The following is a 14028-nucleotide window of genomic DNA, read 5'->3' as shown; positions in this document are numbered from 1 at the left end:
TTATTAATTGAGAATTGGGGGAAAATTCTTCTTTTTAATTAGCCGACTTTAGTATTTCTTGCTTTTGCTTGAATGGAATTTATTTTCTCAGTAGGAATCATAATTGGACAGGGTGCGCCGAGATTACCTACATGAGTATGGGTGCTAAGAATAATATCATCGTTGTCTCCGACTGCATTTGCAGCCACACGTCCGCCTACCTTTACCGAACCTGTCGCCGCATCGCCAATGGCAATGTTACCCATACTTTTGACGGTGACATTATTACTAGCAGCATCAATAGTAATTCCGTCACCTTCTACTGTTATTTTGCAAGTGCCATTATTAATAGTGATGTTACTACCTGAAAGTCCGACGCTACAGGTTTCGTTTTTGATATTAATGTCTGCTGATTCTAGTTTTATATTACATTTTTCGGTTTGAACATCTATCTGATTATCATCAACTATAACTAGATTTTTTTCATTCTTACTCGTAACTGTAATCACACCTTCGCTATCAATTTTAAAGCTACCTCCACCTTTCCGATTATGCTGTAACATAAATTCTTTTTCTTTGTTGATAGGAGGCAAGTCTTCATCATTATAAAGTCGTCCAATAATCACAGGTGCGTTGATATCGCCCCCGATAAATGTGACTAATACTAAATCACCTACGTTGGGAATATTTACTAATCCAAGATGGGATGTGGTGACAGGGACTTTCCGCAATTCAAAATCTTTGCCATCTGGTTGCTTTTTATTTTTCAGCTTGACAGAACATTGATAATTATCTTTATCATTTTCTGCGGCATGGGGAAATACTGCTGTTACAATCGCTAACTCGGTAGTGTAAATTTTGCTGATTTCATGTTCAGCAACTTTTTTCATGACTCCAACAATAGATTCCATCAGACTTGCTCCCAATTAATGAGGGTACAAAATCCGCTGCGGCGTTTGAGGGTGTGAACTACTCCGGTAATTTTGAATTTACCGTTTTGCTGACTAATAGGCATTTGAGCAACTTGGATTGCATCGCCTAATTTGACTTTGGGGTTTCCTAAAACTTTCAATGTACCTCTTGGTTTTTGCGGTAAGTTTTGCAAAACTGCGGCAGCAATTTTGTTAGCTACTTGCTGAGTTCTAGCTGTAGGATCAGCTAATCGCAGCATCATGGCGGAATTGCTTCCGGCTGTTCCTTTTACTTCTTTTTTAGTCAGCCAAGAGTATGCCTGTTCACCTTGTCCTTGGCTGGCGGGACTTTCGCCGTAAATTTCCACGCCAGTAATAGTTTTGTTAACTTGATCTAAGGTGTAAGTAAGGATGTCTTCGCCATACTTGCATTCATGGGTGGTAGCGGCGTTATATTGAGCAAATACGGCTTTGTCTTCTGTGTCGGCGTAGAAATCAAAACCGCACTGTCTAGCTAAATGCTGGAGTTGGTCGTAAACTGGATAGCGATCGCCTAGTGTATAGACTGAAAATTTTAGTCCATCTTCAATCTTAGTGACTGGTAATTTCAGCCGACTCTGGACAATATCTTTGATAATATCGCCCGCACTAGGTTTTTCAAACAGAACATTCAATCGAGCCGTGGTTAAGCTTTTAAAACCACTATCAGCATAGATAATAACGCTATCAATTCCCCAATCAACGCTACTGACTTTACCTGTAAACACTAAATGGGTTTTGTCATCACCTAACTCTACCGATATCGAGTCTTCTAAATTAATTGTCAAATCTTTAGGTATCCCTAAGATAATCCGACAACTATTGACAGGGATATCCAATGATGAGTGCGATCGCAAATCAATCACCTGGCTCTGATCGCTGTCTGTATAATTAAGTTGACCAATTTTAACTTTGTAACTAACCTTCAACATTATTTTTCACCTCCTCTCTGGGTTGAAAGTGCTGAGTAACATCCTAGTCCCCAAACTACACAGGTAAAGCATTAATCAACCTGTCAAAAGCATCTCCCACATCTTCTAAACCAATATCTAACTCACTTTTTAACCCGGTTAATCTCGCCATGAGAGCCTTAAAAATGTTATCTATACTAGCTCGCAATTTTTGAGTTTTTTGCAAAACTTTTTTGTCATATTGCTCATTTAACGAATCTCCTAAAGCTTTAGGAATGTCTGTAATGAGTTGCAAAATCTTTTGATGAAAAATATCTAGATCCTTCACTACAGCTTCAGGGTAAATCTCAGCCAATTTATCCTTAAAATAGGGAAAAATTGCTTCTAAATTCATGATAATTGTTCCAGGATATGCAACCTCTAATAATAAGCGGTTGAGGTAAAACATATTTCCAGGTGATAGTGATGCTCTATCCTGAATGAACGACTTAGCATTGCTCGTTAGCTTCACACCTTCAAAGCGGTCTGCACTGTAAAATTGCGGGTCAAATAGTAGTTCATTCAAAGCGGTAATGACGGCGGTGTTTCTCCCTGACAAATCACTAGGTAATAGCAACTTGGTGTTATTCGGTAATCTAGAACTGATATATTCTGAGACTTTATCTTTAGGTTCGCGCAATTTTTGAATCAAAATATTGATATCGCTAAAATCACTAATATCAAAAGAATTTAATATCCGCCGGGGACTAAGCGATTCTACAGTTTTGACAATCACTTGATATGTTTGTTCCAATGCTTTAATGACTTCCGAACCAAAGAGATTGATTTTTTGTTTCACTGCTGTAATTGCATCTCTGATTTTATCGCCCATAGTTCTGGCTAAATCACTGAGAATCCTGAGCAGTCTACTTGGTGCTTCCTCTACAGTTTTGATAACTTTTTTAATTTCATCTAAAACGCTGCGAGGTTGAGCCAGCAAATTATCAATTGCTATGAGAATTTCCTTGATAGGATTGATAATTTGTTGGTTTAACTCATTGGGTATTACCTGTTTGAAATCAGCTAGCAACTGTGCAGGGGTTTTGGCGTTAGCAGTTTGCAATAACTTGTCGCATTGTGTTTGAGTTCCTTGCAGTTTTGTTGTATCTGCAACTATGGTTTGCAGTTGAGTTAAAATCTCTGGCGGTTGTAACTGTGTTGGCTCGGTAGCTGTGAAGTTGGTGTATAATTTCTCTAGGCGCGATCGCACATCCCGGTAATCTACTAATATCTCTATAGCTGGCTGAAATTTCTCTAACTCTTCTTTTTTAGCTGTATATTTGGTTTTTAGAGTAGTTAGATTAGCTATATAATCATTAGTTACTACTTGAACTATAGTAATATTTATTGCTTCATTCTGATTATTTACGTAGATAGCGATCGTACCTTGCAATTTTGTCCACTCTTCACTTAACTCCTGTGTATTTACTGCATTTACTTTAGCAACCAATTGATCACGAATTTCTTCAAGACCTTTAATTTTATCTGCTACACTGAAACTCAATATCTCTTCTAAATTTTTCCAAAACTCTAATTTCAACACATCACCTAAACCCAAACTAGCCATGAGTTTATCTAATTGGCTGAGTCCTTCTGTAACCTTATTTACTAAAGCCTCAACATCTAACTTATCTAACTCTTCTGTAACAATTTTTAGCTGTTCATTCAAAAAATCTGTGATTGCTTTAGGCGAGAAAGATTTAATTACATTCAGCAGTTTATTGTACAATTCTTCTAATTTATCTAGCAACTGTTTAGGATTCAGCACATCTAGTTTTAACAGCAATTCTTGATATAAATCCTTAACAGGCTGGAGTATTTTAGAAGGCTTGTAATCGTTTAGTTTGCTGACCAACCTATTTATGTAAGGGCCAATAAATTTTTCTACTAAAGTTCCCGGATTTAAATTAGTAATTTTTTGATCAATCTTGAGAAATTCCCCTTCTACCGAGGTAATTATATTTTCTAGAGGTTGCAAAATTTCATCAAAAGCTGCTTTTAACTCCGGGTTAACAGTACCCGGAACATCTACTTGTTTAATTACTTCTGTCCCTATCTTGAGAGCAGTTTTACTCGCTGTACTCAGTTTAGAAACGTCAACAGCTTTCAATTTCTTTTCTAAATCACCGCTTTTGGTAACTATAGTAGTAAATGCTGGCTCTAGACTGACTTGTTGTAGACTGTCAGTTACTTTTTGAATACCTGATTCTGCTTGCTGAAGCGCATTGGTAACTTGAGGACTATCAAGAACTACTGTTACTTTATCTAACAGTTGATCAATTTTCTGTTTCAGTTGTTCTCGATTAAGTTGAGTTTCAATCTTAGTATTAACATCAACAATTGCTTTTTCTAGTCTTGTGGTCGTCTCTTTAACTTTGCCCGAAAAATTATTTATCTGAGTAATAGCTGTAGATGAAAATTTATTACATTGCTCCTTCAGAGGTTTGACCAAATCAGCAGATTTATTCGCTGTCCCTTCAATAAAATCCTTAATTTTCTGAATTACGTCCTGAAGATATTTTGTCAGTTGATTGAGTAGTTCCTTACCACTTTCAATTTTATCGGTAACAATTTTAGTAAATGAATTAGCAATATCACTAGCCTTTTTAATTCCTGTTTCGATTAGCTGTGGTATCTTCTGAGCAAATCCCTTGAGCTTATCCGTGATAGCAGCAATTTTGTCATTGATAATTTTAATGTATTGTTTAATACTATTAAATAGGCTGATTAATCCTAAATTATCAGTCGCACCACTGGCTTGTGATAGGGTTTCTATGGCTTTTTGAAAAGCTTCGATATTAAATTTTTGCAAATTTGTCAATAATACCTGATTGTTAGCATCAACTATGCTGATATCCAGAGAAATTCTTTTAATTGTAAGCCTCAGATTTTTAATTTTTTCCTTATCTAAATTGCTGGGTTGTAGGTTATCTAAAATTGTGTTATATTCAGCGACTAACTCACGTCGCAGCTTAATATTTTTTTCTATACACGCAATAGCATTAGAAGGTAACTGTTCAGCTAAATTATTAATTTGCTCCCTTAAAATATCTGTTAATACATTCGGACCGATTTGACTGAGCAAATCTTCGGGATTGGATAGTTTGTCTAAAAGTTTTTTAAATACCTTTAATAATGCATCCAACGTGCGAGCAGGTAACATACTCGCTTTATTGACAAATTCCTCAAATTCTCCGAAAACATTTTGAGCCGCAGGTGGTACATTACCTATACTTAAACCACCAGTCAAGTCTTGACTCAAACTAGAAATTGTGGAGTTAAGAGATTTGACATCAAAACCTTTAAAATTGTCAGCAGTAGGTGCTTCAGGAATAGCCGCTTGCAAACTTTCTAAATTGATGTCTTTAATTTTGTCGATTTTTCCACTTACTGCTGCTTTTAATTCGTCAGCAGATACAGGAACGCCAGAAATTGTATCGGTAACGTTACCTAATGAAACCTGGGGAAAGTTGAGACTATCTTTAAAAGTACCAATATTAGGTAGAGGTTGATTCAGCGATGAAGCTATACCTTCGGCTTGCGTAAACTGATTTTGTGAATCCGCAAAGGTAATTTCAGGATTAATTTCTTCTAAGCTGTCTAAAATTGAGAGTGCCATATTAGTTCAAAATTCAAAATTCAAAATACTCTATAGAAATAGAACTAAAAACCAAAAATAGCTTTTAATACTTCTGTAGCTGCACCCAGATTTTCAGTTGCAGCTTTGACAGGCTCTAACGCACCTTTTAATGGTTCAATCGGGTTAGTAATTTCTGGTAAAGAACCAAGAGCTAGTACATCAGGAATTGTGGCGACATCGATTAAATTGCTAGCTTCTACCTGAATCCCTCCGTCTAAATTAGTAGTTGCTGTTGCTGTTGCTGTTGCCTTAATTGCTGATTCAGCGATCGCTATTTGATAGCTAAACTGTTCTGCTTCTCCAGCTACTTGGAATACCTCAAATTGCTCGATAATTACTTGGCTAAAATAGGCTTGTCCAACAATTTCCGCCACAAAATCTACTGCTTCTCGTTGCTTGTAAATTTTTCGTAACGCCTCTAAATCTTTACTAGCGTTAGCGGCACCATAAAAAATGCCGTTAATTTGCAAGCGCACCGAGTCACGTCCCAAATCCTGGATCATATTTCCCGCTTTACCAGGAATGCGATGTAAAATCAAATCTGCTGTTTCTAAGGTGACAATGCGATGCACTCGATTCAGTTTGATACCGCCTATCTCTATCGTCATAGTTAGCACCCATAAAATCTGCGATACTCACGATTGATTTCTTTAGCGATCGCCTCGACAATTAAATCTATCTCTATCTCTTGCTCAAGAGGCTGGGAAAAGAAATTTGTTTCATGCTTGGTTGTAGGATTTTCTTGTGAATAGTTCTCTTGTTGTTCTTGGCTGAAGGAAGACTCAGACAACACATTACCTTTGCTGATTTGTTGACTCGTAAAAGGTTTTAGATGCTGCACCGTCTGGCTGCTGGCTGGATAACCCACTACACCATCGCTCTCAAAGCTGGAATCATCAGCCTCAATTAGAGATTTTGATATTAAATTAGACCTCACTACCCGATTTTGCGCCTCTATTCCTTCCCAGTAGCCAGAATCTTGACTGCTAAACGCAGTTGTAGATGCTGTCTCAATTGCAAAGTTGAGAGAGGGTCTACTAAGGGTATCAGGTTGTCGTGATGTCTTAATTGCTGGTGCAGCTTGGCTGTTCACACTCTCAGAATCATTACTATAAGGTTCAGAGGCTAGAAAATTCGCTAACTCTTTGAGTCCCAAAGGCGATCGCTTTTCAGCTTGAGTTTGATTTTTTACTGTAGGGGATTCTGAAACATTTGTTAATTCTGGGAGTTGTGAAGGCGATCGCCTTTGGGATTGAGTTTGATTTTTTACCTCTTCATGATGAGTAGGTGTAGATGAGTCCACAATAGCAGCTAACTCTTTGAGTCCCAAAGGCGATCGCTTTTCAGCTTGAGTTTGATTTTTTAATGTAGGGGATTCTGAAACATTTGTTAATTCTGGGAGTTGTGAAGGCGATCGCCTTGGGGATTGAGTTTGATTTTTTACCTCAAATTGCTGACTTCTGTTAACCGTAGCAGGGCGTACCCCCTGCTGAGTAAAAATCCCAATCCCTAACCTCCCCTTATCCCCCCCAAGGGGGAAATCCCCAATTCCCAGTCCCCAGTTCCCCTCCGGGTTCGCAGTCGCTTGCGGAGGGAAATCCTCCCGCAGCCCTGTCTCACTAGTAGTCTGCCAACCCAAAGATGCTGGGTGAGGGCTGGGGAAAGGGGAAAGGGAAAAGGGTAAGGGATTTAAAACCTTTCCCCCTTCCGCCTTACCCTTTTCCCCGCCAAGTTCACTTGGCGAACTACTAGTCCCCAGATCCTCTGACGACTCCCCAGGTATAAAGCCAGAAGTCAGCGATGTTTCTAGGAATGCAAACTCATCGTTCATTTCCCAAAACGTAGACAATGCAGCTTCTAGTTCTGTTAATGGTTGTAAATCTGCGTTCATGAGAAAATCGTTAGTTAGCCAACCAGGAACCTGTTGATTGACTAAATTTTCAAAGTCGCATTGTAGGACTTTACCAAGAGCGATCAATTCCTCTTTCATCTTTCCTACGAGCCTCCTGTGTAAGCATCTGCATATAAACAGAGATTTGTGCCATAGTCATAGCTTGAACTTGTTGGGGAGTCCATCCAAACTCACGGGCAAAAATATATGCTGCTTGCAGTAATGCTGAGTTTTCTAAACCACTAATTGTTTTTTTTTACTGTCAAACCGCTAATTTCGCGGATATGTTGAATTAAAAAATTTACCAAACCTAAATGTAATTGTTTTACTTGATCCAAGGACATCGTAGGCTCTACCAATGATTCTTTAATCATCAGTAAAGGAATTAGGGCAGCATCATTTCTAGCTGCTTTCATAATTAACTGAAATGTACCGATAGTTAAAGGACGCAATTGTACAACAAAATCTGGTTGAGGTTCATTTATTGGTAATTGATTATTACCAGGATGTAAAATACTAGGGGAAATCACCACATCAAAGGTAATAGATGCACCTATCAATAAATCTTCTGGAGTTAATTGCATCAACCTGTCTCCTCAGAACTAATCCGCAAAGCTTTAAACGTCACAGACTCCATGACAAAATCATCTTCCGGTAGAGCGAAACTCCACGATTCAAATTTGACACCAAAGACTGTGAGAGTGCTGCTACTCGCGGGCATAGCTGGGTTATTTAGTTTAATCACAATGTTAAAACTAGGTTGAGCGATCGCACCTATAGGTGGTGGACTTGTTGCCCCATCTCCTAACAATAGCTTAATTAACGCCCCATTAATATGAGCGCGTTCGACGTAACCAAAAACACTAATATTTCCAGGGCGTAATTCTGTGGCAAAACGTTTACCCAGTTCATGATAAGGCTTTAAATCATTTTCTACCTTTACTTGAACATTTTGTAATCGTCCGACAATATTAGAGAGTTCATATTTGTCAATCAAACTATTAGCAAGTTTACCTTCTTCTGAAGAACTATCATCAACAGCCAGCACTAAAGAGGCATCAGAACCTTGAAATACATTCACATTTGGCATGATTTATTTCCTTTGCATGGAAATGAGGATATGAGGGAGATGAGGAAGCAGAAAAGCAGAGGAGAAAAACTAATGACTAATGATTAACCAAGGTACATAGTTACTTTGATGAAATCGATGCTAAAGGTTGGTTTTAGAGTCAGAGTCACAATCGCTTCACCATCAATTTCTTGTCTTCTAGTAGCCGAAACACTCAATTCATAACCCACCAAAGCTTCGTCATTTACCATACGGCTGAGAAAGGCATCAATAGTGGCTTTCATTGCACCACGTACTCGCTCATTATTCAATTTGCCAATGTAAGGATTACAGGCAGAACGCACTCCATAAATTGCATAATCTACAATTCTTCTAGTAGTAATCTGTCGCCATGCCCCGTCATTCGTGGTAATACCTTTGACAACGCGGAAGCCATCCCGCTTTTCTACAGCTAAGACTCTGTTACTAACTAATTTCTCTAATTGGGCGGTATTAAATACGCTAGACAAACCACCCAGGCTAAGGGTTTTATTGGTAGGGCTTGCTTGTACTGGTAAAGACGCAATCAATCCAGCTACAGCTGCTGCTAAATAACTGCCTGGTAAATTATCTGTTTGATTTTTACCTGTAACTTGAATACCAGGTGCAGTGAAAATTATGCGATCGCTGTTGAATGTGTGTTTAGCGATCGTATCTAGGTTATCTTTACCATCTTCAAACGCACTACCCACAATTGCAATCCGTTCTCGCTTAGTGTTAGCTGTAATCTTGAGATGTCCCTCAATCACTTCTTTGAGCCAACCAACAGAATTATCTTGACCAGCTAACAGTATGATATTAATTATTTTGTTTTCTAGTAGAGCTAGACTGGTTTGATATGCCTCTTTGTCAGCATCTGCACCATCATTACCACCACTAAATGGATTACCTGTCTCTAAATCTATATCGCTCGGTAGTTTATTCTTTAAAGTTTTAACAAATCCACTACCAATCACCAATCCTGAATTGTCATTAATTGTTTTTTGCAAGTCCTCAATCTTACCTTGTTCAACGGTATAAGTTTCTTGCATGCTACCGTAAAACAATTTAAGTTTTTTAGTTGCGGAATCTCCTCCCTCCGGTGTACTGATTTTTATTTTGATACTATTTCCCCATTGTCCTGGTGTCTTTGCCTCTAATTTAAACAAATCACTTGTCCCATCTTTTAGTTGATAGGATGCTGGAGCAGAATTTTTTGCCGCAGTGCGAACTGCATAAACAGTCTGCCCACCATTGTTGTAAATTAGTTCTAAAGCTCTGATTAGCGTCAAATCATTTTTATTCCCATCCTCCCATGTATTACTCTCACCAAAAATTTCCTTAGCCTCAGAAAAGCTGCTGATAATTTTTACCTTATCTACAGGGCCTTTATCCGCAGTACCCACAATCCCAATGTTACCTGAAGCAATGCTACCTGCACTAATCAAACCTTCATCAAGTACTGTGATGTAAGTACCTGGTAAAATAGTTTCTACCATGCCTACTCCTAATATTAGTAAAAATTTTGCCCTAAATCCTTAAAAGCTTCACCTATAAGGATGTTAATAAAAAAATTGACAATTTAGTGACTGCAATACCGAAGTATTTATGCTACAAATATCTGAAAAATTTTTAATTCTTAATTAAAATCGATAATCGATTTTAGTTGAGATTAGCAGAATGCTAATCTCAACTGGTTCATTAACTTATATCTTGCACTAATCTCTTATTGCTAAAATCACAAGTTAAAAAGCTAATTATTTTGTAGGGTGGGCATTACCCACCACCATCTTATTGATCCCATTTTCTCAGCCAAACTGAGACGCTCAGTAAAGGAGAATGGAATATTCTAGCTCATAAATTTCCTCTGAGAGATATTGAGGTACACGGCTATAGCTGGTTACTTGTAGTTGCTCGCAATTAGGCACAGCATCAAACTAATAAACTGATCCAGTTATGGCTGATCAAAAACTAAAAGCCCTTTGAAAATAACTGACTTTTAGACTTGTACTGCTAGTAAAACTGGCAAGTATTATGTTTACTGCTGCATATTACCTGTTTTTTAAATAGAAAACTTCAGTAGTTTTACGCAAAATATCTCACAAATGCAGAATTTAGTAATTTGTAAATGTTTCTGACAGCAATTAGCTTTCTAGTTTATAACTCCTTCTTTAAATAGGTGTCAAATGAAGTACTGTTAAATAAAAACAAAATTTTATTAAGCTTGCAAGTAGATCAAGCATATACAAAAGGTTTGCTACTTAATGGTGTAGCTATTTGGGGTCTGACTTTTCCCGTTAAGTCTCTTTTGCAAGCTGCCAACCTTCACAAAGGTCATGCAATTTTAACCAACCTCGCCACAGTACCTGGATACCAATTGGTGTTTTGCTTCGATGTTCTAGGTAGCCGCCAAGACGAGCAACAGCTTCGACAGCCCAATTAACTGTGAGGAGTTTGGGTGGTTTTAGAGACTTAGCTTTTAAAATCTTGAGTTCTAGAGGATTCAGAATTTCAATGGCGGGGGCTGAAGGCTGGGTGCGGTGTAGATAAGTCAACTGCAACAGTTCTACAGCAATTACACTCAAAAAGCCAACTAAGATTTTCATACCCTCAGCAGCAAGTCTGTATCGTTCCACCTGACATCCAGACTTGAAAATTTTATGATACTATTAAATCCGCCAACGATACGTATACCAGCGTAAAATCAGAGAAGCTGTCTGGATATCTGCAACAACTTCTGTGGTGAGCAACATCCATTCTACAGGTGTTTCACCTTCGGGACAATCAATTTCTGTGGCATAAACAGCATATACGAGTAGAGGGTCACGGTTATCAAAACGGTAGGGAGTACGGAGATTCACTGGACAAAATCGTACAGCAAGCTTGGTTTTGCGGGCAGAACGTTTACTCGTCTGAGGTAATTCGATTTCCTGTTCCAGACTAATCGGTTGGGCTTCCAGTTTTGACCTGCATACGCTCACTCTCAGAATCTAAGCTACGGTTATGAGCCGCGCGAACAAGAACTCCGGTGTGCTGAAGTTGGCGAACTTTGTCCAAAACTTCTGTGATATCACCTTCTCGGTCGAAAATATGAACTACTCGTGTATGCTTACTTGTAAGGCTTTCTACAGTGGTCAGAGCTTCTATCCACCTGTAAGATTCTTTCTCTTCAAAGGGACGTTTTCGGGCTTCAACTCTTGCTGCTGCAAGGCGAATTTTCTTCTTGGCTGGTGTTTCATTTTTGGGTGGCTTCTCTTTTGGTTCTCGATTCCAGAGTTTTTGCCATAAAACCCTCAAAGTCATCCTTTCGTAGTGTTATTGCGTCAATTTGATGAGTTGCCAAAATCGCATTCATACCTGCATCGTCTAGCTGAACACTGTCATGCTTTTGAAGTTGAACCAGATATTCACTTGGAGCTTTACCGCCAATCATGCGATTTGCTTTAAACGATATCGGAGTTTTGTTGAGGATAGAGTTATAGCGCGATGCGGGGATACCCTGCTTGTCACACCAACTTTTGGGGAAAATGTGATGAATAAATATCTAGTCTGCGCTCTTCCCAATCGCTTTCATCCAAATCCCGAATAGTGGACTTCCAAAAGAAATCTTGAGAACGTTCACGTTGAATCAAGGTATTGATACCTTTATATGCAGCACTAGTAGTTCGCCAAGTGAACTTGGCTATTTATTGGGTAAGGGGGAAGGTGGGGCCCCCTCTGGGGATAAGGGGCAGGGGGAAAGGTTTTAAATTCCTTACCCTTTTCCCTTTCCCCTTTCCCCAGCCCTCACAAGCGCATCTTTGGGTTGGCAGACTACTAGTTCGGGAGCGCAAAGTCCCTAAACGTGCAGGTTGAAAGTTAGCATCCCGAACAGTTGCAGGTTCTTCCTTACCGTTCTCAATCCAGTCGATAAGCTCTTGAATATCCAAAGTCATGCGAGTTTCAACTGCCCCGCCGTACAATTCGCCAAGGATACCACACCAGAACCAACGGGCGATTTTGTCGTGGATTTTCGGTTCCAGCCAGCGATCGCTAAGGAATGCCATGACCACGGCAAGCGGAACAAGTTGGGTACGGTAGGGTAAATCGTTGGTAGAGAAAAACGATTCTTGACGCAGAAATTTAGCTGCTTTCCAGTAACCTTGCGTAAGAGGCTGTTTCCATTTTTGGTAAGCATATAGAGGTAAAGACAAAACTGCTTCGCGCTTGGCAGTTACACCTGTTACCTGCTTGCCAGTTTTACCCATCTTTAAGTCTTCCCTTCGTTTATCCCAAGTATGCAGTAGTGTCAATCCTTGAAGAAACTCAGTAGGTTGAACCTCGCGTAACAAACTTTGCTTTTTTATACCATTTCTGTATGAAGATGCGCTAAATTATCACCAAGGGTAAATTTGGTTTAAGCGTGATGGGTTTAAGATTACAAGTCGAAATAAAAGAGAGTCAAGAAGAATTAGAAAAAGCTGTTAAATACGCTTACGAGGCAAGCAGCAAAGAGCGATTACAAATGCTCTACTGGCTAAAAAGTGGTCAAGTGAAGAGTCGCAGTGCGATCGCAGAACGTTTAGGAAGGAATGAGGCAACCAATAACGCGTTGGTTAAGGAAATATAAAGATGGGGGACGAGCCGGCTTACTGGAGGTAAAACATGCGCCAGGTAAAGAACCTATAGTTAGTGAAGAAAGCTTAGAACGTTTGAAGCAACGATTAGAGCAGTCGCAAGGATTTCACAGCTATAATGAAATTCAACAATGGCTCAAGAGCGAACTAGGACTTAACAAAAGCCTATAAAACAGTTTATCAACTAGTTCGCTACTCTCTCGGAGCCAAACTCAAAGTTCCTCGTCCCAAAAGCTGATTGCTCCGACAGGAAAGGCACGAGCAATACTCACTAACAAGGAGCGGATATGTTCGTCATCCCAAACCCAACCCCTTTGAAAATCAGGCCGTTGAATTTTGCCAACTACAATATCGTTTAGTAAAATGGCTAGACTTGTCTTAGTAGAATCAAATGTAGATATAAGATGTTACTTTAAATATTTAAATTCCAGAAATTCGACATAGGATATTTCTTGTAACCAAGCTTTCAAATTGCATTTGTAAAGCTTGAGCAGTTATTGGATCATTAAGTAATACACCAGCTTCGATATTGCGCTCGTGAGCCGCTTCTGTAAAATTGGCAGAGGTCACAAGCACACGCTCCTAATCTACAACAACACATTTGGCGTGTAAACAAGCTTTTGATTCCACGCCCACCATCAGCGATCGCGGATCGTGAAATACTTCAGGTAGTCTTTTTACTGGCCAAATATTTTGGCGAAAAGTACTGGCAAACTCCCGCAGCAAAGTGGATGTTGGCACTTCACTGTTGTGCGGTCGTTTGACGTTAAGAAACATTCGCACATTTAGTTCTGGGTTAAAATCATCCGTGAAAGGTTAAGGTATAGCCGTCGCCATTTTAGTTAGGATGCTAGGTGAAGGATATGCTCCATAGCCTCTCGCAAAGTTAGAAAACGGTATAGCTGCTTTCGAATC

The 14028-nt window shown here is 39.2% G+C and carries 15 protein-coding genes and 1 pseudogene; 2 read left to right on the top strand and 14 right to left on the bottom strand.

Going from position 1 to position 14028, the window contains the following annotated elements:
* Positions 1-38 precede the first annotated feature (38 nt).
* From V7K79_RS28660 to V7K79_RS28610, 11 genes and pseudogenes are all read right to left on the bottom strand, one after another.
* Complete coding sequence (locus V7K79_RS28660) at positions 39-890, bottom strand: phage baseplate assembly protein V (RefSeq protein ID WP_335052774.1); 852 nt, start codon at positions 888-890, stop codon at positions 39-41.
* The gene (locus V7K79_RS28655) at positions 890-1861 is read right to left on the bottom strand and encodes a hypothetical protein (RefSeq protein ID WP_335052773.1); all 972 of its coding nucleotides are present in this window, start codon (positions 1859-1861) and stop codon (positions 890-892) included. The genes V7K79_RS28660 and V7K79_RS28655 overlap by 1 nt, the downstream gene beginning before the upstream one ends.
* A gap of 55 nt (positions 1862-1916) precedes the next feature.
* Positions 1917-5498, bottom strand: a complete 3582-nt coding sequence (locus V7K79_RS28650) for a hypothetical protein (protein ID WP_335052771.1) — start codon at positions 5496-5498, stop codon at positions 1917-1919.
* A gap of 44 nt (positions 5499-5542) precedes the next feature.
* Positions 5543-6127, bottom strand: coding sequence for a DNA circularization N-terminal domain-containing protein (locus V7K79_RS28645; RefSeq protein WP_335052769.1), 585 nt, complete (start codon positions 6125-6127; stop codon positions 5543-5545).
* Positions 6128-6129: 2 nt separating this feature from the next.
* Positions 6130-7509, bottom strand: a complete 1380-nt coding sequence (locus V7K79_RS28640; protein WP_335052767.1) for a hypothetical protein — start codon at positions 7507-7509, stop codon at positions 6130-6132.
* A 143-nt stretch (positions 7510-7652) separates the two neighbouring features.
* Positions 7653-7994, bottom strand: a complete 342-nt coding sequence (locus tag V7K79_RS28635) for a hypothetical protein (RefSeq protein WP_335052765.1) — start codon at positions 7992-7994, stop codon at positions 7653-7655.
* Positions 7994-8500: a hypothetical protein gene (locus tag V7K79_RS28630; RefSeq protein ID WP_335052763.1), complete on the bottom strand. Its 507-nt coding sequence runs from the start codon at positions 8498-8500 to the stop codon at positions 7994-7996. The genes V7K79_RS28635 and V7K79_RS28630 overlap by 1 nt, the downstream gene beginning before the upstream one ends.
* 83 nt (positions 8501-8583) lie before the next feature.
* Positions 8584-9996 (bottom strand): phage tail sheath C-terminal domain-containing protein, encoded by a 1413-nt coding sequence (locus tag V7K79_RS28625; protein WP_335052761.1) that lies wholly within the window; start codon positions 9994-9996, stop codon positions 8584-8586.
* Between the two features lie 798 nt (positions 9997-10794).
* Positions 10795-11794, bottom strand: a pseudogene (locus tag V7K79_RS28620) (IS4 family transposase); the annotation flags it as partial.
* 209 nt (positions 11795-12003) lie between these two features.
* Complete coding sequence (locus V7K79_RS28615) at positions 12004-12129, bottom strand: hypothetical protein (protein ID WP_335052759.1); 126 nt, start codon at positions 12127-12129, stop codon at positions 12004-12006.
* Between the two features lie 54 nt (positions 12130-12183).
* Positions 12184-12744 (bottom strand): hypothetical protein, encoded by a 561-nt coding sequence (locus V7K79_RS28610; protein WP_335052757.1) that lies wholly within the window; start codon positions 12742-12744, stop codon positions 12184-12186.
* A 158-nt stretch (positions 12745-12902) separates the two neighbouring features.
* On the opposite strand from V7K79_RS28610, the gene V7K79_RS28605 reads away from it, so the two are divergent.
* Positions 12903-13106, top strand: coding sequence for a hypothetical protein (locus V7K79_RS28605; RefSeq protein WP_335052755.1), 204 nt, complete (start codon positions 12903-12905; stop codon positions 13104-13106).
* Positions 13069-13284: a helix-turn-helix domain-containing protein gene (locus V7K79_RS28600; protein WP_335052753.1), complete on the top strand. Its 216-nt coding sequence runs from the start codon at positions 13069-13071 to the stop codon at positions 13282-13284. Before V7K79_RS28605 ends, V7K79_RS28600 begins: the two co-directional genes overlap by 38 nt.
* 41 nt (positions 13285-13325) lie before the next feature.
* Here the strand turns inward: V7K79_RS28600 and V7K79_RS28595 are convergent, their stop codons facing one another.
* From V7K79_RS28595 to V7K79_RS28585, 3 genes are all read right to left on the bottom strand, one after another.
* Positions 13326-13463 (bottom strand): DUF262 domain-containing protein, encoded by a 138-nt coding sequence (locus V7K79_RS28595; RefSeq protein WP_442938982.1) that lies wholly within the window; start codon positions 13461-13463, stop codon positions 13326-13328.
* Positions 13464-13533: 70 nt separating this feature from the next.
* Positions 13534-13683: a hypothetical protein gene (locus V7K79_RS28590; RefSeq protein ID WP_335052751.1), complete on the bottom strand. Its 150-nt coding sequence runs from the start codon at positions 13681-13683 to the stop codon at positions 13534-13536.
* Positions 13684-13695: 12 nt separating this feature from the next.
* Positions 13696-13896 (bottom strand): hypothetical protein, encoded by a 201-nt coding sequence (locus V7K79_RS28585; protein ID WP_335052749.1) that lies wholly within the window; start codon positions 13894-13896, stop codon positions 13696-13698.
* Positions 13897-14028 lie beyond the last annotated feature (132 nt).

Origin of the sequence: Nostoc sp., from assembly GCF_036917575.1 — a bacterium.
Taxonomy (GTDB): Bacteria; Cyanobacteriota; Cyanobacteriia; order Cyanobacteriales; family Nostocaceae; genus Nostoc.
The sequence above is the reverse complement of the archived record's forward strand: the minus strand, read 5'-3'. Positions and strand labels throughout refer to the sequence as shown.

What these genes read in the sequence shown, in the direction of transcription:
- V7K79_RS28660 (WP_335052774.1), bottom strand. Translation starts at nt 890, where the DNA reads ATGGAATCTATTGTTGGAGTCATGAAAAAAGTTGCTGAACATGAAATC.
- V7K79_RS28655 (WP_335052773.1), bottom strand. Translation starts at nt 1,861, where the DNA reads ATGTTGAAGGTTAGTTACAAAGTTAAAATTGGTCAACTTAATTATACA.
- V7K79_RS28650 (WP_335052771.1), bottom strand. Translation starts at nt 5,498, where the DNA reads ATGGCACTCTCAATTTTAGACAGCTTAGAAGAAATTAATCCTGAAATT.
- V7K79_RS28645 (WP_335052769.1), bottom strand. Translation starts at nt 6,127, where the DNA reads ATGACGATAGAGATAGGCGGTATCAAACTGAATCGAGTGCATCGCATT.
- V7K79_RS28640 (WP_335052767.1), bottom strand. Translation starts at nt 7,509, where the DNA reads ATGAAAGAGGAATTGATCGCTCTTGGTAAAGTCCTACAATGCGACTTT.
- V7K79_RS28635 (WP_335052765.1), bottom strand. Translation starts at nt 7,994, where the DNA reads ATGCAATTAACTCCAGAAGATTTATTGATAGGTGCATCTATTACCTTT.
- V7K79_RS28630 (WP_335052763.1), bottom strand. Translation starts at nt 8,500, where the DNA reads ATGCCAAATGTGAATGTATTTCAAGGTTCTGATGCCTCTTTAGTGCTG.
- V7K79_RS28625 (WP_335052761.1), bottom strand. Translation starts at nt 9,996, where the DNA reads ATGGTAGAAACTATTTTACCAGGTACTTACATCACAGTACTTGATGAA.
- V7K79_RS28610 (WP_335052757.1), bottom strand. Translation starts at nt 12,744, where the DNA reads ATGGGTAAAACTGGCAAGCAGGTAACAGGTGTAACTGCCAAGCGCGAA.
- V7K79_RS28605 (WP_335052755.1), top strand. Translation starts at nt 12,903, where the DNA reads ATGGGTTTAAGATTACAAGTCGAAATAAAAGAGAGTCAAGAAGAATTA.
- V7K79_RS28600 (WP_335052753.1), top strand. Translation starts at nt 13,069, where the DNA reads ATGAGGCAACCAATAACGCGTTGGTTAAGGAAATATAAAGATGGGGGA.